This is a genomic window from Sporosarcina sp. P1 (genome assembly GCF_002743155.1).
GTDB lineage: Bacteria > Bacillota > Bacilli > Bacillales_A > Planococcaceae > Sporosarcina > Sporosarcina ureae_B.
The window spans coordinates 69,160-86,761 of the sequence record NZ_PDYS01000012.1 but is presented as its reverse complement, the minus strand read 5'-3'; the positions used below and the strand labels follow the sequence as shown (position 1 = coordinate 86,761).

17 protein-coding genes are annotated in these 17,602 nt (G+C 42.9%); 11 read left to right on the top strand and 6 right to left on the bottom strand.

Going from position 1 to position 17,602, the window contains the following annotated elements; translation table 11 throughout:
* The first annotated feature begins 331 nt into the window (after positions 1 to 331).
* The 7 genes from CSV73_RS12210 to CSV73_RS12180 all read left to right on the top strand — a co-directional run bounded on the left by CSV73_RS12210 (position 332) and on the right by CSV73_RS12180 (position 5,928).
* The gene (locus CSV73_RS12210) at positions 332 to 862 is read left to right on the top strand and encodes an RNA polymerase sigma factor SigV (protein WP_099627727.1); all 531 of its coding nucleotides are present in this window, start codon (positions 332 to 334) and stop codon (positions 860 to 862) included.
* Complete coding sequence (gene rsiV / locus CSV73_RS12205; protein ID WP_099627726.1) at positions 859 to 1,731, top strand: anti-sigma-V factor RsiV; 873 nt, start codon at positions 859 to 861, stop codon at positions 1,729 to 1,731. Before CSV73_RS12210 ends, rsiV begins: the two co-directional genes overlap by 4 nt.
* 120 nt (positions 1,732 to 1,851) lie before the next feature.
* Positions 1,852 to 2,781, top strand: a complete 930-nt coding sequence (locus tag CSV73_RS12200; RefSeq protein WP_099627725.1) for a polysaccharide deacetylase family protein — start codon at positions 1,852 to 1,854, stop codon at positions 2,779 to 2,781.
* A 151-nt stretch (positions 2,782 to 2,932) separates the two neighbouring features.
* Complete coding sequence (locus CSV73_RS12195) at positions 2,933 to 3,388, top strand: MarR family winged helix-turn-helix transcriptional regulator (protein WP_099627724.1); 456 nt, start codon at positions 2,933 to 2,935, stop codon at positions 3,386 to 3,388.
* Between the two features lie 80 nt (positions 3,389 to 3,468).
* Complete coding sequence (mhqE, locus tag CSV73_RS12190) at positions 3,469 to 4,422, top strand: ring-cleaving dioxygenase MhqE (protein ID WP_099627723.1); 954 nt, start codon at positions 3,469 to 3,471, stop codon at positions 4,420 to 4,422.
* Between the two features lie 103 nt (positions 4,423 to 4,525).
* A complete protein-coding gene (locus CSV73_RS12185) occupies positions 4,526 to 5,128 on the top strand; it encodes an alpha/beta hydrolase (RefSeq protein WP_099627722.1) in 603 nt (200 codons plus the stop codon).
* A 269-nt stretch (positions 5,129 to 5,397) separates the two neighbouring features.
* On the top strand, positions 5,398 to 5,928 hold the full coding sequence (locus CSV73_RS12180) for a YceI family protein (protein WP_099627721.1): 531 nt from the start codon (positions 5,398 to 5,400) through the stop codon (positions 5,926 to 5,928).
* A gap of 124 nt (positions 5,929 to 6,052) precedes the next feature.
* On the opposite strand, the gene CSV73_RS12175 is transcribed toward CSV73_RS12180, so the two are convergent.
* The 6 genes from CSV73_RS12175 to chrA all read right to left on the bottom strand — a co-directional run bounded on the left by CSV73_RS12175 (position 6,053) and on the right by chrA (position 12,936).
* Complete coding sequence (locus CSV73_RS12175; RefSeq protein ID WP_085132475.1) at positions 6,053 to 6,490, bottom strand: GNAT family N-acetyltransferase; 438 nt, start codon at positions 6,488 to 6,490, stop codon at positions 6,053 to 6,055.
* Positions 6,491 to 6,552: 62 nt separating this feature from the next.
* Positions 6,553 to 7,239: a Dph6-related ATP pyrophosphatase gene (locus CSV73_RS12170; RefSeq protein ID WP_099627720.1), complete on the bottom strand. Its 687-nt coding sequence runs from the start codon at positions 7,237 to 7,239 to the stop codon at positions 6,553 to 6,555.
* Positions 7,236 to 8,228 carry a GNAT family N-acetyltransferase gene (locus tag CSV73_RS12165; RefSeq protein WP_232319136.1) on the bottom strand — a complete coding sequence of 331 codons (993 nt, stop codon included), beginning with the start codon at positions 8,226 to 8,228 and terminating at the stop codon, positions 7,236 to 7,238. The genes CSV73_RS12170 and CSV73_RS12165 overlap by 4 nt, the downstream gene beginning before the upstream one ends.
* Positions 8,229 to 9,306: 1,078 nt before the next feature.
* Positions 9,307 to 9,831: a PCYCGC motif-containing (lipo)protein gene (locus CSV73_RS12160; protein ID WP_099627719.1), complete on the bottom strand. Its 525-nt coding sequence runs from the start codon at positions 9,829 to 9,831 to the stop codon at positions 9,307 to 9,309.
* Positions 9,832 to 9,915: 84 nt separating this feature from the next.
* Positions 9,916 to 11,301, bottom strand: a complete 1,386-nt coding sequence (fumC, locus tag CSV73_RS12155) for a class II fumarate hydratase (RefSeq protein WP_099627718.1) — start codon at positions 11,299 to 11,301, stop codon at positions 9,916 to 9,918.
* A gap of 456 nt (positions 11,302 to 11,757) precedes the next feature.
* Positions 11,758 to 12,936 (bottom strand): chromate efflux transporter, encoded by a 1,179-nt coding sequence (chrA, locus tag CSV73_RS12145; protein WP_099627729.1) that lies wholly within the window; start codon positions 12,934 to 12,936, stop codon positions 11,758 to 11,760.
* Between the two features lie 266 nt (positions 12,937 to 13,202).
* Between chrA and CSV73_RS12140 the strand changes: the two genes are divergently transcribed.
* From CSV73_RS12140 to CSV73_RS12125, 4 genes are all read left to right on the top strand, one after another.
* Positions 13,203 to 13,823 carry a DUF47 domain-containing protein gene (locus CSV73_RS12140; protein WP_085132471.1) on the top strand — a complete coding sequence of 207 codons (621 nt, stop codon included), beginning with the start codon at positions 13,203 to 13,205 and terminating at the stop codon, positions 13,821 to 13,823.
* A 13-nt stretch (positions 13,824 to 13,836) separates the two neighbouring features.
* A complete protein-coding gene (locus CSV73_RS12135; protein WP_085132470.1) occupies positions 13,837 to 14,835 on the top strand; it encodes an inorganic phosphate transporter in 999 nt (332 codons plus the stop codon).
* A gap of 191 nt (positions 14,836 to 15,026) precedes the next feature.
* Positions 15,027 to 15,227: a cold-shock protein gene (locus tag CSV73_RS12130; protein ID WP_009766462.1), complete on the top strand. Its 201-nt coding sequence runs from the start codon at positions 15,027 to 15,029 to the stop codon at positions 15,225 to 15,227.
* A gap of 142 nt (positions 15,228 to 15,369) precedes the next feature.
* Complete coding sequence (locus tag CSV73_RS12125) at positions 15,370 to 17,526, top strand: MMPL family transporter (protein ID WP_199093098.1); 2,157 nt, start codon at positions 15,370 to 15,372, stop codon at positions 17,524 to 17,526.
* Positions 17,527 to 17,602: the final 76 nt, after the last annotated feature.

Below are 17,602 nucleotides of genomic sequence, written 5' to 3'. Positions count from 1 at the left end.
GCGTGCTTGTTCTTTTAAGGTAAACAATCGTTCAGTCACATTCATCCGCTCCCACATCTTTTTATTCATTATAAACAAAAGTACCCTATAGGATAGACTTTTTTCAAAGTGTCTATCTTATAGGGTACATTTTACATGTTGAGGAGGATTTTTAAGAATGACCAAGAACTCTCACGATTGCTTTAAAAAATCCACTTCCACTTCGATACCATACACCTCATTTACTCTCATAATGTGTACACCGTAATATGTAATCATGTTTCCTATTTTTATATAAAGTCCAAACTTTTTGCAGAAGCTACCCGTCAAATGAGTAAGACGTGATCGCGACATGTTTAAAATTGAAGAAGGTGAACCGTTTGTCATGACAAAAAATAAAAAAATGGAGAAGGTAGAGCAATTCTTGATCGAAAATCAACATGCTCATTATCGGCTCGCCTATAGCTATGTAAAAAACAAAGAAAATGCGTTGGATATTGTGCAAGACTCGATTTTCAAAGCGTTGAAATCCATTCATCGCCTAGATGAAATCAAGTATTTAAAAACTTGGTTTTATCGGATACTCGTGAATACGTCCATCGATTTCATCCGAAAACATCGACGAATGATCGTGATGGATGATGGAGTACTGGATGGATATTTACCACAAACAGAAGATGAACAGACCGATATAGATTTGTTTGATGCACTTGATACGCTCACAGCTGATGAAAAATCGTTGATTATCTTACGTTTTTTTGAAGACTTGAAAATCGAAGAAGTATCAGCGATCTTGGATGAAAACATCAACACGGTCAAAACGAAGCTGTACCGAACATTAAAAAAACTGCGTATAGAAATTGAAAAGGAGGATTTGGAATGAAACGGATGAACAAACTAAAAAAAGAATATGATGCTATTGAAATTCCTCCTGAACTCGACGATTTAGTAAAAGAATCTATTCAAGCAGCAAAAAACACGAAAAAGAAGCGCTCTCCCTTGAGGAACTGGTCGATTGGCGTCGCTGCAGCAGCTGCTTTATTCGTTGGCAGTATTAATGTCAGTCCAACTTTCGCCAATTCGATCGGGAACATCCCCGTTCTTAGTTCCATCGTGGAAGTTTTCACTATACAGACTTTAACGATAGAAGAGAAAACATATCAAGCAAACTTGAATACGCCGGCAATTGATGGTTTGAAAAACGACGGATTGCAAACTGCTCTAAATGAAAAATACATTGAAGAAAACAAAGAGCTCTTTATGAAATTCAAGCAAGAGATCGCAAAAATGGAAGAGGCAGGTAGCGGTCATTTAGGCATGGATTCGGGATATGAAGTAAAAACCGACACCGACCAGATTCTATCCATTGCACGTTATGAAGTAACTACGGCTGGATCTTCTTCCACTGAGATGCAATACGATACGATTGATAAGCAACATACTATTCTTCTCACCTTACCGAGTCTGTTTAAGGATGATTCCTATGTGGAGATCATTACTACTTACATTCAAAAAGAGATGAAGAAACAAATGGAAGAAGACGAAAACACTACGTATGTAGCTGTTGAAGGAGCAGACCTCGAGTTCAGTTCGATCCAAAAAGACCAAGATTTCTATATTACTGCAAATCATAAACTCGTCATTTCTTTTGATCAGTACGAAGTGGCACCAGGTTATATGGGTGTCGTCACATTTGAAATTCCTTCAGATATTTTACAGGACGCTCTAGTGGGAGACACGTATATTCAGTAAGTTATTTGACAGCAGCAGATGATTGATTTCGTCTGCTGTATTTCCTATGAATGAAGACCATTTTATACATACGATGAAAATAGTTTATTCAACACACCATAATAGGAGGATATATATTTCATGAGTACGCTACATCAACCAGTCCGAAGAAAAAGACGAAAGCTTAAAAAAAAATATTTTTATCTGTTAATTTTTCTTCTCGTTCTATTAGGCACTGTACTATTTGTTGGGACATCCTATTCTTTCCGTGAGCCACCTCATACAACGGATGAACCAGAAATCGTACCCGATAAGATCGAAACACCGACATCAAACGATAAGTCAGAACCCATTGATAAACTAGAACCAATAAAACCACCAGAATCAAATCCTGAACCTGAAGTATTTCCTCAAATTGAAAGCGATGAAACCGAAATACTTACTGAAGAGAATGAACTTGAAAAAGTAGTCTATTTAACTTTCGATGATGGTCCAAGCAAATGGACTGAACAGTTTTTAGATATCCTAGATGCACATGATGTAAAAGCAACATTCTTCATGCAAGGCAGTAATTTTAAAAAAGAACATCTACAGGAAAGTGTAAAACGTGTAGCACAAGAAGGTCATTACATAGGCGGCCATAGCATGACCCACAATTATCAAGCACTTTACTCTAATCAACAGTTTGTACCCGAGATGGTTGAAACACTTGATCTGATCCATGAAATAACAGGAACAACCCCTCGTTTAGTTCGTGCCCCTTATGGATCAGCACCTGGATTAAACAACGAACACATACGAAAACAACTAGCTGATGCCCAGATTAAAATTTGGGATTGGACGATCGATTCGCATGATTGGGAACTTCCTGGTAACCCCACTCAAATCATACAAAACATTAAACAGGAAACTACTTCTGATAAAGAAGTCGTATTGATGCACGAAAAATCACAAACGTTGGAAGCATTACCTAAAATCCTGAACTTTTTCAAAGATCAAGGATATGTTTTCGCTGTCTACGAGGATGCGAGTCACTTTATGCTTAATTTCCAGAATGATTCAGCACTGTGAAATAGCTCTGTATTGGAGTCTACTAGTAGAATATAGTGTTTGGATGGCTAATGATAAAGTACCGTTAGCCTCCCCTTTACAAACGCATAAGTTGACATCGTAAAATCCATATTATATGATTACCTTGAATTCGAGATAAAAGGAGAACGTCATGGACAATCAAAATGTAGATCGTTATGAAGAAGATTTGTCTCTAAAGGCATTTATAGTTTTAACTCGAGCAATGCAATCCATTAAAGTACGCGTGGAAGAAGATATCAAACGCTCAGGTTTAAATACAACAGAATTTGCTGTTTTAGAATTAATTTATAGTAAAGGCGATCAACCGATACAAAAAATCGGTGAGCAAGTACTAATTGCAAGTAGTAGCATCACGTACGTTGTCGATAAACTAGAAAAGAAAAACTTACTAAAGAGAAAACCTTGTCCTAAAGATCGACGTGTAACGCATGCGTCCATCACAACCGATGGGACGGAACTGATGAATGAAATCTTTCCCCCTCACAAAAAAGCGATAAAAGAAATTTTTAGTGGATTAGATATACAAGAAAAAGAACAACTCATTACACAGGTAAAAAAATTAGGTTTACATGCACAAAATATGTAATGTGAGATCTAGTTTTTTTAATATAATATCTCGAATTCGTAACATATCAATTCATTATAAATAAAAAGGGGTTTGAGCACATGACAACCGAATTACTAGGAATTCACCACGTTACCGCCATGACAGACGATGCCATGAGAAACTATGAGTTTTTCACAAACGTACTTGGCATGAGATTAGTTAAGAAGACAGTCAACCAAGATGTCATCCAAACGTATCACACATTTTTCGCAGATGATATCGGTTCACCAGGAACAGACATGACGTTCTTCGACTTCCCGAATAACCCGAAAGGTACACCGGGGACAAACTCGATTTCCCGAATAGGACTTCGAGTGCCTAGCGACGCCGCACTTGAATATTACGTAGAGCGTTTCAAAGAGTTCGGCGTAGAAAATGATGGCATTCAAGAGCTCTTCGGAAAAAAGGTACTGCCTTTCCAAGAAGAGGACGGGCAAAAATATCAACTGTTCTCGGATGAGAATAATGAAGGTGTCGCACCAGGTACACCTTGGAAAAATGGACCCGTACCTGAAGATTACGCAATTTACGGCTTAGGACCGATTGAAATCACAGTTAGCTATTTTGAAGATTTTAAAAAAATGCTAACGGAAGTGTATGGTATGAAGCCAATTCTTACGGAAGAGAACGTCACATGGTTTGACGTAGGCGAAGGTGGCAACGGAGGACAGGTCATTTTACGATATGATGATACAACACCAGGCCGCCAAGGGTATGGACAAGTCCACCATGTATCGTTCAGAGTGAAAGACCATGAAGCGATCAAAAATTGGGAAGCAAAATATGATGAAATGGGAATACAACATTCCGGTCATGTAGACCGCTTCTACTTTGAAGCACTCTATACACGCGTCGGCCATATTCTAATTGAGCTATCAACAGATGGCCCAGGTTTCATGACAGATGAACCATACGAAACATTAGGCGAAAACCTATCACTTCCCCCATTTCTTGAACCAAAACGTGAATATATTGAATCTCAGATTCGTTCGTTCGATACAACACGTTCATAATCGGTGTAAAAGGAGTTTTGTAAATGGAAGCCATGAAAAGAATCCACCCTATTACAGCCATTGGTAGAACGACCGGATATTTATTCAAAGGAGTGGTAGAACAGTGAACTATCTGTACAATGAAAAGAAAAAAGGTGCACCCGTATTTGTATTGCTCCACGGCACAGGTGGTACAGAAACAGACTTGGTATCTCTTGCCGAACTACTACATCCTGATTACAACGTTTTAGGCATCAGAGGAAATGTGCAGGAAAATGGAATGAATAGATTTTTCAAACGGCACGGTGAAGGGCAGTACGACTGGGAAGATCTTGAATTTCGCGGCAATGAACTGTATGAGTTCATAGTCAAGAAATCAAAAGAATACGACTTCAAACCGGAAGATGCAATTCTTGTTGGATTCTCAAACGGTTCAAACATCGCTATTCACATGATGCTTAAACAACCAGGAACTTTCAAAAAAGCCGCTTTATTCGCACCACTGTACCCAGCAGATATAGCAGAAACACAAGATTTTAGCGATGTAGAGGTGTTTCTATCACTAGGGGAAGATGATCCGATTGTGCCAGAATCTGAAAGTAAGCGAGTCATCCGTCTCTTTGAAGAAAGAGGTGCACTTGTCACGACAGCTTGGGTTACAGGACATAGCCTGACACAGGAAGTCGCGCTTCAAGCGAAAAATTGGTTGGATTCAACACATAACTAGGAGTGATCATGATGGAGATCATCCGGAAAAACCTTTAGCAGAAATGACGATTGTCTTGAAAGGTCCAAAGCAATTCATTATTACGCATATATCTCACAAAAAAGGGTAATGAATTCGTAAGAGGTGCTAGTAATGTGCTTTTATAAAACGTATAAATCAAAGCCATCACCTGATTCCTCGTTTCTCAGATTCAAAGGAAAGTTCATCTAGAATAGACTGCATCGTACTACATTTAAAATACAAACTAACAATTATTGGAGGAGATTTACATGACAAAAGCAACATGGAATGTTGACACAGCACACAGTACAGTAGAATTTTCCGTACGTCATATGATGATTTCAAATGTAAAAGGTACATTTAACGAATTCCAAGCGACCATCGAAGCGGACCCGCAAGATTTAACAGATGCATCGATCGATTTTACAATTGATGCAAACAGTATTGATACCCGCAAACCTGATCGAGACAATCATTTACGTTCAGCTGACTTTTTCGATGTAGAAAACTTTCCAAACTTATCGTTTAAAGCTACCGCTATCGAGAAGACGTCAGATAATACGTATGACATAACAGGTGACTTCACTATTAAAGATACAACGAAGCCTGTCACATTCCAAGTAACGTTTGAAGGCATAGCTAAAGATCCAATGAGCGGAGACGAAGCTGCTGGATTCACAGGTCATACGAAGATTAACCGTAAAGATTTCGGTTTAACATGGAATGCTACTCTTGAAACGGGCGGTGTCGTCGTAAGCGATGAAGTGAAAATCAATATCGAAATCCAATTACGTAAGTAAGCTGTATAAAAGTGAGTGAGTGAATTAATTAGTTAATTACGTGCAATATATACCAAGCCCCTAAAGTTAGATTTTCTCTTCTAACTTTAGGGGCTTTTCTTTATAGAATACGTCCTATCGCCAACTACAGAGCTAACTCTTTCTTCATCTCAATATGCGGTATGCCGTCTTCCATGAAGATATCAGAAGTGGTTTCGTATCCAAGTTTACGATAAAACTCTTCTGCATGTGTTTGTCCATGCAATTTCACCCAAACCAATCCCTTGTCCTTTGCGATATCCTCCAACCCTTGAACAATTACCTTCCCAATGCCTAGACTCCGATGAGAGACTAACACACAAATGCGTTCTAACTTCCCCATCCCATCTACTACTCTCAATCTACCAGATGCGATCGCTTGTCCTTCATGTTCCACTAAAATATGCTCGCATACTTCATTCAGCACATCGAATTCATCAAACTCGTCCTCTTCCGGAACAAGTTGTTCTTGAACAAATACAGCTTTTCGTATGTCGAAAGACTTTTGAAGATCTTCTTCTGTAACTATTCGCTTACTATTCATTATACATCTACTCCTTTTTCTACTTTTTATTCAGTCGGCCAAGCAAAAAGTAAGAAACTTCCTCAGACGATTTCTCCGTCTGTGGAAGTTCCTTGTTCTATTTCACATTTCAAAAATACATAGCCGTCTTTTTCGAGAGTTTCATTCATTTTCACGGGAATACGTTCCTTGAAAATAGGTCCATCGACAACAACCGTATGGAATTCTCCGGACTCACCGCAGCTATCGATGCCGAGTGCTTCGAGTTCATCTAATAATTCAAGTGTGAAACGTCTACCGAGAAATTCGGCTGGCATCATCTTTGTATTGACGACGACCACATAGGCTTCAAAGCCTTCTGCGATGAATTCTTCAAGTAGCTTACGTCTCGGTTCTTCCCAAAGTGGATGATATGTGTCCATACCCACTTTGGCACACATCGACTGTACCCACAGCAAGTGATCTTCTAAATCGATATCTCCAAATACTGCTTTGTGAATACCATGTGCTTTCGCAACGCGCATCGCATCTATAAATTGTATTTCATAGCCAGCCCAGTCTGCTTTTCGGATCATCAGTGGTATATCCATTTGCTTTGCCTGTGCTTGAACAATTTCCAGTGGTAATGCGTGTGATTTGGAATGCGGCTGATCTAACTCGAACATCGTCCACAGCATCGCTGGCGTATTTCCCTCTTGGATCGCGCGATATGCGGCGAGCGCAGAGTCTTTACCGCCACTCCATGATGTGACGAACTTCACGCCCGTCATTGTCCGTCCGCCCATGAGATGCGTGCATCCACTGTACGCGCCATGCGAATCATGTACGAACGGAATCCGAGCTTCGGCCAGAAATAGGATGCCAAATGATTCGCCGTCAACCAATCCGTCATAACATATTTATAACCTGCATTTTTCATTTGAGTGAAACTGTGGTTCGCAATCGATTTACCAATACCTTGTCCACGCAACTCAATATTTGTCGTCGCCTGTACAAGCACGGCCGATTCATCCGGCGTTGTCATAGCATGGCGCGCATCTGTCGGTGTAAATAGATGAAAAGCTACAGGTACATGATCCTGCTCAGCGACCCAGCTGCGCGTACCTTCTTTTCCTTCATACGCCGCAAACACATCGCGCTCCGCATCCAACGCTTCTTGAGTAATCGGTTTCCACGCGGGAGCTTTCGCTTGATGCAAACTGTTCCACGGCGCCATCTTGTGCAATGTTTTTTGCTCTTCCCCTACCAGTTCCTTCATCTTGACGAGACTATTCTCTCCTGGCTGTGCACGATAGTGTTCAAGTGACAACGCCGCAAAGCGCTGTTCGAAATGAAACGACTGCTCCAGCATTTCAAGAATTAATTCATCATTACCGACCGGTATATCCATCACATGCTCAAAGTACCCATTGCGGACCCATTCCGCTCCCACTTCGGTATACATCAATCGCGCTAATCTTGGGTGCTCGTCTTCATGAATGACGAATGACGGATACCCCACATAGACAGTACGACCTCGGGTAGCATCTTGACGATATTCGTATAATAAATAGCCGATGACATCTTCGTCACGCAACGTCACGAGTCCTCCTGTATACGGTTTCTCCAATTCTTCACGCAAACGTTCTTCTGCGTGTTCCACGTCCTCAAAGCGCTCCTGCAAAAATGGAAAACGTTGTCGTTCATCTGCATGTCTCGCCGCTAATAACGAGGCCATCTTCGGTATATACTGCTCTTCGAATTGTACAAAATGAATCATCAGAATCCCCTCCTGCCTAATTTAACTAAATTATACCACATGCTTTTAGCTTGCCAATGAAATGAATGGATATGATGCTTTTTTGGGGGATGGACTGTTGGTGTAGCGCGGATAGGCTTCGACATTGAGCGCGTACACTCCCACATAGAGCGCTCAACCACAGACTATGAGCGAGTACGCGCGGACATAGAGCGGATGCGTGGGTTCATTGAGCGGGTAACGTGAAACTATGAGCGGTTGTAGATGGTGAGTGAGCGGATAACGCTACGCATAGAGCGCTTGCGGGGCTACATTGAGCGGATAGCGTGATTCATTGAGCGGAAGTCGCGAATGCCAAAGATTAGATGGCGCGGCGATAAAATGTGGGGAGGTAAAGTGTAGGGCCGCGGACATAGAGCGGATGCGTGGGTTCATTGAGCGGGTAACGTGAAACTATGAGCGGTTGCGGATGGTGAGTGAGCGGATAACGCTACGCATAGAGCACTTGCGGGGCTACATTGAGCGGATAGTGTGATTCATTGAGCGGAAGTCGCGAATGCCAAAGATTAGATGGCGCGGCGATAAAATGTGGGGAGGTAAAGTGTAGGGCCGCGGACATAGAGCGGATACGTGGGTTCATTGAGCGGGTAACGTGAAACTATGAGCGGTTGCGGATCAAGATTGATCGGATAACGCTACGCATAGAGCGCTTGCCGGGCTACATTGAGCGGATAGCGTGATTCATTGAGCGGATGCCGCGAATGCCAAAGATTTGGATGGCGCGGCGATAAAATCTGGGAATGTAAGGTGTAAGGCCGCGGACATAGAGCGGATGCGTGGGTTCATTGAGCGGGTAACGTGAAACTATGAGCGGTTGCGGATCAAGATTGAGCGGATAACGCTACGCATAAAGCGCTTGCCGGGCTACATTGAGCAGATAGCGTGATTCATTGAGCGGAAGTCGCGAATGCCAAAGATTGGATGGCGCGGCGATAAAATGTGGGGAGGTAAGGTGTAGGGCCGCGGGCATTGAGCGCAACAAAAAAACTGCAGATCCCACTCCCATTAAAAAGAGTGAATCTGCAGCTTATACAATCAATCAAGCAGGCATTGGAGTATCTGTAGGTTTCGCATACTCTCCGTTGCCATATTCCGTATCAATCGCGTCACGGATTTCTTTCATCGACTTGCCGTCTTGCTTCATTTGCACGGATTTCACAGCAATCTCTAGGCAAACTAGGCAACGTGTGCCGTGATCATCCCAGACAATGGAGCCGTCTTCGCGTACTTCATCCAAGAAACAATTCATATTACTCTTATGTCCAGCACTGTCTCCGCAACCGCAATAGCAAGGCATGTATTCCAAAATGTCCGTTGCGTTGCCTGCCACTTGATAGACCATGCGCATGTCTTCCGGCTTATCATCAAGGAATGAAGGCAGGATATCCGCTGAAGCGGTCACTTCCTGCAAATCACCGTTCGGCAAATGCTCTCCGTGATCATGTCCTGCTTCTGCCTGTGCATCTTGTGGATTTACTTCAGCAGGCTTTTCTGTAGCGTCGTTTCCACATGCAGCAAGCATCAATGTCAGCGCCGCCAGCCCTGCAAGTAACTTCTTTTTCATGTATATTCCTGACTCCTTCGTATAGAGGTTATGTCATTAGTATACAAGATTTGCAGGATAAACAAGCGCACAAATTCGTGACAATTATGAGTTGCCAGTCATCTTGCTTGGATCTACATATTCGTCAAATTGTGCTTCTGTCAATAAACCAGTAGAAAGTGCCGCTTCTTTCAGCGTTGTACCTTCTGTATGAGCCTTCTTCGCAATTTTCGCCGCATTTTCATAGCCGATATATGGATTCAATGCTGTGACTAGCATCAAGGAGTTTTTCACTTTATTGTCGATTTCTTCATGGTTCGGTTCAATCCCTACCGCACAGTTATCGTTGAAGCTGATCATACCGTCAGCAAGTAATTTCGCTGATTGTAGGAAGTTGTAAATAATTACGGGTTTGAAGACGTTCAATTCAAAGTTCCCTTGGCTCGCTGAAAAACCGATTGTTGCGTCGTTCCCCATTACTTGTGCCACAACCATCGTCAACGCTTCACTTTGTGTCGGGTTCACTTTACCTGGCATAATTGAGCTGCCGGGCTCGTTTTCTGGAATCGTAATTTCACCGATACCTGAACGAGGACCGCTTGCCAACCAACGTACGTCATTCGCTACTTTCATCAAGTCCGCAGCCAATGCTTTCAGTGCGCCATGTGTATAGACGACTTCATCGTAGCTCGTCAATGCATGGAATTTATTCTGAGCAGACGTAAACTCGATACCCACGGACTTCGAAATTTCTTCCGCTACTTTTTCGCCAAAGCCAGCTGGTGCGTTAAGTCCTGTTCCAACTGCTGTACCGCCGATTGCGAGTTCTTTCATCGTCTCTACACTAGTTTTCAGCATGCTGTGCGTTTTCTCTAGCATTCTGTGCCAACCGCTGATTTCTTGTCCTAAAGTCAATGGCGTCGCGTCTTGTAAGTGCGTACGTCCAATTTTAATAATATCTGCAAAGTCTTCGGATTTTTTCTGAAGTGTGGCAGCTAATTTATCGATTGCTGGCAATACTTCGCGCTCAATCGCGATAACTCCCGCCACATGCAGTGCTGTCGGGAATGTATCGTTGGAACTTTGGGATTTATTGACATCATCATTCGGATGCAGGCGTTCTTCCTCGCCCCACTCCTCAAGCAACTGGTTCCCACGGTTAGCGAGTACTTCGTTCATGTTCATGTTCGACTGCGTACCGCTTCCTGTTTGCCAAACGACCAACGGGAAGTGCTCGTCCCATTTGCCTGCAATGACTTCTTCTGCTGCTGTTTTTATAGCTTTCATTTTAACTTCGGACAGATTGCCGAATGAATGACTTGCGATCGCTGCTGATTTTTTCAAATGGGCAAAGGCTTGGATTACACCAAGCGGAATGCGTTCCCCGCCGATTTTAAAGTTGTGCTTACTGCGCTGCGTCTGCGCGCCCCATAACTTATCCGCTGGTACTTGTATTTCTCCGAACGTGTCGTGCTCAATACGATATTCCATCTTTACATCCACCTCTCAAAATAATAATCAGACTCTCTATCTCTATCATGCCCTATTTTCGAGCAGATTTGAATTAAAAAGGGTTAGGGAGAGTTGCTTAGTGAGTAGGAGGTACTTAGATCACTCATTGTAGGTAGTGTATACATTATTGTTTTGTCTTAACTTATTTTAATTTAAGTACTGAAGTTCGAAAATGTATTACAACATTTACTTTAATGTGCAACAAACATCCAGATATCCCGACTAAACGCGCATAATACAGAAGCGATTGCATACACTATGAGCGTTATGACGAGCGGTTTCCGTCAGGCTTAATTGGACAAGCGATGTCGAAGCGTTTAGGTCATCCGCCACAATCGGCAAGCTCGGTATAATGAAGCATTCATATGTACAAAACTCTTTTTTCTATAGAATTTATTCAATATAACAAAAAAGCAACCGCATTTTATTGCCTTTCTACCATATGGAAAGTAGTGTTCCGCCTAGCGCCCCAACTAACACGACGATCCACGGAGGCATCTTCCAAAAGGTCAGCATACTGAATAAAATCGCTGCCAATGCAAAGTCCTCTGCCCGTAAAATGGAGCTTGTCCAGATCGGATTGTATAACGCCGAGAGTAAAATTCCGATAACCGCGGCATTGACACCCATCACTGCTCCTTTGATTTTCGGATGATTGCGTAAGACGTCCCAAAAAGGCAAGGCTCCGACAATCAAAAGAAAGGCGGGCAAGAAAATCGCAACGGTCGCAAATAATCCACCTTGCCAACCGTTCATCACTGCACCGAGATAGGCAGCAAACGTAAACAATGGTCCCGGAACCGCTTGTGTCGCACCGTAACCTGCTAGAAACGACTCGTTTCCAATCCAACCCATTGGCACCAATTCCTGCTCCAATAAAGGCAAGACGACGTGACCGCCTCCGAATACGAGCGCACCAGCTCGATAAAAGCTATCGAATAATGCTACCCAGTACGCCCCTGTTAGTTCCCGAAGCAATGGCAAAATACCGAGTAAAGTGAAAAACAGTGTAAGACAAATGATTCCCATTTTCTTTGATACGAGGAATTTGGTTGAAACAGAATCTGACACATCATGGGCTTTAAACAGCCATAACCCCACTAATCCCGCTAGAATAATCACGCCGACTTGCGTAAAGGCCGCTTGCCATAAAAGTGTGACGACGAGCGCAAATAACGCAATGGCCTTTCGCTTGACGTCCGGTGTTAAATTCTTCGCCATTCCTAGTACTGCATGCGCAACTATCGCCACAGCCACGATCTTCAAACCATGCAACCAACCAGCCCCACTAATATCTGAGCCTGCCAGAAGCGTAGCAAACAAGATCAACGCTACAACGGATGGCATCGTGAAACCTAGAAAGGAAATCAGTCCGCCTAGCACTCCTGCCCGTGCCACGCCGATACCAATCCCTACCTGACTACTTGCTGGGCCCGGTAGAAATTGTGCCAACGCGACTAAATCTGCATAGCCTTTTTCATCCATCCATTTACGTTTTCGTACGTACTCTTCATGGAAATAACCTAAATGCGCGGTAGGACCACCAAAGGAAGTCAGCCCCAGTTTAAGAGATACGACAAATAGTTCTACTAATCTTTTTACAGAAGAAGCCATGTGATTCAACGTTTCTATCTCCTTTCCATTTATATAATCCTTTACTGCGATCATCTCATGTCCACATTTTTTTTCAACAATTCTTATACATCTTTACAATAACTTAACAATATTCCACCAAATAAAGCTCTGATTAGATTTACTAAGTTTTCTTAAGGGACCCCATCTAACTTTCGCGCAATTTCTACACTATTCGCTATCTTTTACCACACGTTTTTTGTATGATGTAATAACTATCGATGTCAACAATAAATGGAGGAATTTAAATGCTAGGTCCACGTAAACCCGATCCATTTTTTACAGCATTATTAGACATCGCGAAACATGTGCAGGCATCTATGCACTATGCGAACGATTCTAAAGTCCATTCTGTGTCAGACCTGAAAGAAATTAGTATTCGAATGAAAGAGTATGAAACGGCAGGCGACACGCTGATTCATGAATTGATAACCAAACTAAATACGTCGTTCATGACACCTATTGAACGGGAAGATATTTTGAATATTGCGATTGCCATGGATGATATTTTGGATGGCATGGAGCATTTCCTTGCGAATCTTGAGATGTTCTCTCTCATCGAAATTGATGAATACATGCAGAAATTCATCAATAACATCATGAAAAGTACCGATGAAATCGTTCTTGCGATGGAATTGCTGACGAAGAAAAAGTTAGTTGAGATGCGCTCGCATGCTGTGCAAATCAAAGAGTACGAACGTATTTGCGATGAAGTTTTGCGAACTTCCATCAAGCAAATGTTCCTTCGCGAAAAAGATCCGATCCGCATCATTCAACTGAAAGATTTGTATGAACTACTTGAAGATACCGCAGACTTTTGTCAAGACGTGGCAAATAATATTGAAACAATCATCATGCGCAACGCATAAGGAGTCCTGACCGATGGATACGATTCTCATACTAACCATTCTCGTCGTGATATTTGCCTTGGCGTTCGACTTCATCAATGGTTTCCACGATACAGCTAACGCGATCGCTACGTCTGTATCGACACGGGCATTGAAACCTCGGACTGCGATCATGCTGGCCGCCTCGATGAACTTCATCGGAGCGCTGACATTCACAGGCGTAGCGAAAACCATTACGAAAGATATCGTCGATCCGTTCGTATTGGAAAACGGATCGCTCGTCATTTTGGCAGCACTCGTTTCCGCGATCATCTGGAACTTGGTCACGTGGTATTTCGGAATCCCTTCCAGCTCTTCGCATGCACTGATCGGCTCCATTGCCGGCTCGGCGATTGCGGCAGCGGGTTTTGGCATTCTGAATTACAGTGGCTTCATCAAAATCATCCAAGCACTGTTGCTATCTCCTATCATTGCACTAGTTGGTGGATTTCTTGTCATGACCCTATTACGGATGGTATTAAAGAACCGTAATTTATTCAAAGCGAACCGCCGTATCCGTTACATGCAAATCGGTACGGCTGCGATTCAATCGTTCACGCATGGTACGAATGATGCGCAAAAAGCGATGGGTATTATTACGATGGCTTTGATAGCGGCAGAATTACAGACAACCGATGATATCCAGCTATGGGTACGAATTGCGGCGGCTACTGCGATGGGTATCGGTACGTCAATCGGTGGTTATAAGATTATCAAGACCGTTGGCGGCAAGATTATGAAAATCCGGCCGATTCACGGGATTGCGTCAGACTTGAACTCCGCAGTCATTATTTTCGGTGCCACACTTCTTCATTTACCTGTCAGCACGACGCACGTAATCTCTTCTTCTATTATGGGAGTCGGTTCAGCGCAACGCTTAAAAGGCGTGAAATGGGGAGTCGCACAGAAGATTGTTTTGACGTGGATTATCACGATGCCAATCTCTGCATTAATGGCTGCAGTCGTCTATAAAATATTCACACTTTTCCTATAATGACATGAAAATCCAAACAGTCCTTCCTTTGTACTAATCTTTCCACTTGCTATTTCTGACTTTTCTTGTTATGATAAAGAAGAATTATTTTTGTTCGACGTTGGTCTACGATTTATCTCGACCGTTTTTTAGAAATTGAGCAAGGATAGTAATACAATGTGTACACGAGTGTGCACGAGGAGGAAACAAACATGGAACAAGGTAAAGTAAAATGGTTTAACGCAGAAAAAGGTTATGGCTTCATCGAACGTGAAGATGGCGACGATGTATTCGTACACTTCTCAGCTATCCAAGGTGATGGCTTCAAAACTCTAGAAGAAGGTCAAGACGTGTCTTTCGAGATCGAACAAGGACAACGCGGACTTCAAGCAACTAACGTTACTAAAAACTAATTTACCTATACAAACCACTTCCTTTTAGGAAGTGGTTTTTTTGTGCACTTTTTTCCATATTTCCATAACACTTCTCTATATTTCATTGTTATGATAAGCATAGACAAGTGAATAATGGACTTGATTCACAGAGTGAGGAGGAATGACATTGCAACGTTTTGGGAAGTTTGTAACTCAATCATATAAATGGATTTTCACGTTTTGGCTTTTGCTATTTGGTGTGATGGCGTATTTCGCTATTCAGTTACCCGGCTTGCTTGCAGGAGATGGCTTCCGCGTAGACGGTGAGCATGAACACGTGATGAAGATCGTTTCGGAAGACTTCGGTTTACCTGCTGAGTCTTTATTTTTAGTATTTGACGGAAAATCCGATGCAGAAATCGATGCGTCACTTGATCAGCTGGAAAAACTCGGGGTCGTGTCCGATATCGTATCCCCTCTTACTGAAAAAGAACAGTATTCAAAAGACTTATCCTATGCCCTGCTACAATTCGATAAAGCGCCTGATGATATGCCGCGTGTCGTGGAAGATATCCGCGACGAGATTGATGGTCAAAAAGGCGTAACACTCACAGGCGGCGGAGCATTTGAACACGATGTCAACCAAGCTAGCCAACGTGACTTGATGACAGCTGAAGCGATCGGTTTGCCGATTGCGATCATCGTGCTACTGTTTGCGTTTGGTACGATCGTTGCTTCATTCGTTCCATTGATCGTCGGAATCGGCACAGTCGTTTCTACTCTCGGCATTTTAGCACTGCTCGGCAATACGGTGGACCTATCCATCTTCGTACTGAATATCGTACCGATGCTCGGTCTCGCCCTCTCTATCGACTTTGCGTTATTATTCATTAGTCGTTATCGGGAAGAACTTACTAAACGCAGCGTGTCAGATTCTATCATTATGACGATTCGCACTGCAGGCCGTTCGATCATATTCTCAGCTATTTGTGTGTTCATCGGACTCGGTGCGATGCTTCTTATCAAAGTGGATATTTTCATGAATATCGCACTTGGGGGAATGATTGTCGTAGGTATGGCAGTCGTTTCTTCACTTACTCTGTTGCCTTCCGTTCTGCTGATGCTTGGCGAACGCATCCATAAAGGACGTCTGCTGAAAGAGCGTAGCGAAGAGGCGAACGGTTGGAGAAAATTTGCGCATTATGTGATCAAGCGTCCCGTGACGATTGCAATCGTTGCGTTTGTGTTACTCGCAATCGCTGTAATTCCAGTAAAAAATATGGAATTGACGATTCCACAGATTGATTCATTGCCGGAATCATTTGATACACGTGTAGCCTTTGAACAACTTGAAGATGAATTTGGTTTAGGCGACGAGAGTACCGTGTTCCTGATCGCAGAGCGTGACGGCAGCTGGAAGACGACAGAAGGTCTCGGCGATATGATCGCATTACAGGACCAGTTAACGAATGACCCATTAGTCAAAGATATTTCGACTGTCTTTACGATCATTGGAATCGATAACGTCTCTGAATGGGAGCAAACTTTACGTATTCCACAAATGTACGACCAACTCAATCCCGTGCTGAAGAATTTCACCGATAGTGGTAACCGTTTATTCATTCCCGTGACATTAAACGCTGCCGGCAGTTCGAACGAAGCACAAGACTGGGTTCGTGACTGGTCAGAGAAAGATACAGGCTTTAACATTTTGCTTGGTGGCGAACCGCGATTCAACCAGGAAATTTTCGATGAAATAGCGGATCAAATCATATACGTGTTGCTGATTATTATCGTCTCTACTTTCTTCATCTTGATGTTCGCGTTCCGTTCATTAATTATTCCGGTGAAAGCGATTCTGATGAATATTCTCGGATTGTCGGCTACATTCGGCATTCTCGTCTATATATTCCAGTACGGCCACTTCGGATTAAATCCAGGTACCGTAGCGCTCATCATCCCAGTCATCGTCTTCAGTCTAGTATTCGGCTTAAGTATGGACTACGAAGTATTCCTCATTTCGCGGATGCAAGAAGAGTTCGCGCAGTCGTTCGATAATGATAAGTCGACGGTTGAGGGATTGGCCACGACAAGTAAAGTCATTACGTCCGCCGCGCTCATCATGATCGTTCTGACAGGCGCTTTCGCGTTTACAGACGTCATGCCAGTGAAGCAAATCGGCGTAGGTATCGCAGTCGCAGTGGCGATCGATGCGACGATTATTAGACTATTGCTCGTGCCAAGCTTAATGAAACTGTTCGGCAAGTGGAACTGGTGGCTACCGTTTGGCAAAGGCCTATACCGATCAACTAGTCAGCAAAATAGCATCAAGAAATAAAATGAAGCCGCGCAAGATTCCGTCCAGGTTGACCGGAATACTTGAGCGGCTTTTTTCATTTGCTGAGACGCGTTGG

Bases quoted from the DNA above. Each gene is read 5' to 3' on its own strand.
- rsiV (WP_099627726.1), top strand. From the start codon at position 859: ATGAAACGGATGAACAAACTAAAAAAAGAATATGATGCTATTGAAATT.
- CSV73_RS12175 (WP_085132475.1), bottom strand. From the start codon at position 6,490: ATGAATAGTAAGCGAATAGTTACAGAAGAAGATCTTCAAAAGTCTTTC.
- CSV73_RS12195 (WP_099627724.1), top strand. From the start codon at position 2,933: ATGGACAATCAAAATGTAGATCGTTATGAAGAAGATTTGTCTCTAAAG.
- CSV73_RS12160 (WP_099627719.1), bottom strand. From the start codon at position 9,831: ATGAAAAAGAAGTTACTTGCAGGGCTGGCGGCGCTGACATTGATGCTT.
- CSV73_RS12125 (WP_199093098.1), top strand. From the start codon at position 15,370: ATGACATTGCAACGTTTTGGGAAGTTTGTAACTCAATCATATAAATGG.
- CSV73_RS12130 (WP_009766462.1), top strand. From the start codon at position 15,027: ATGGAACAAGGTAAAGTAAAATGGTTTAACGCAGAAAAAGGTTATGGC.
- CSV73_RS12140 (WP_085132471.1), top strand. From the start codon at position 13,203: ATGCTAGGTCCACGTAAACCCGATCCATTTTTTACAGCATTATTAGAC.
- chrA (WP_099627729.1), bottom strand. From the start codon at position 12,936: ATGGCTTCTTCTGTAAAAAGATTAGTAGAACTATTTGTCGTATCTCTT.
- mhqE (WP_099627723.1), top strand. From the start codon at position 3,469: ATGACAACCGAATTACTAGGAATTCACCACGTTACCGCCATGACAGAC.
- CSV73_RS12165 (WP_232319136.1), bottom strand. From the start codon at position 8,228: ATGATTCATTTTGTACAATTCGAAGAGCAGTATATACCGAAGATGGCC.
- CSV73_RS12180 (WP_099627721.1), top strand. From the start codon at position 5,398: ATGACAAAAGCAACATGGAATGTTGACACAGCACACAGTACAGTAGAA.
- CSV73_RS12135 (WP_085132470.1), top strand. From the start codon at position 13,837: ATGGATACGATTCTCATACTAACCATTCTCGTCGTGATATTTGCCTTG.
- fumC (WP_099627718.1), bottom strand. From the start codon at position 11,301: ATGGAATATCGTATTGAGCACGACACGTTCGGAGAAATACAAGTACCA.
- CSV73_RS12170 (WP_099627720.1), bottom strand. From the start codon at position 7,239: ATGACGGGCGTGAAGTTCGTCACATCATGGAGTGGCGGTAAAGACTCT.
- CSV73_RS12210 (WP_099627727.1), top strand. From the start codon at position 332: ATGTTTAAAATTGAAGAAGGTGAACCGTTTGTCATGACAAAAAATAAA.
- CSV73_RS12200 (WP_099627725.1), top strand. From the start codon at position 1,852: ATGAGTACGCTACATCAACCAGTCCGAAGAAAAAGACGAAAGCTTAAA.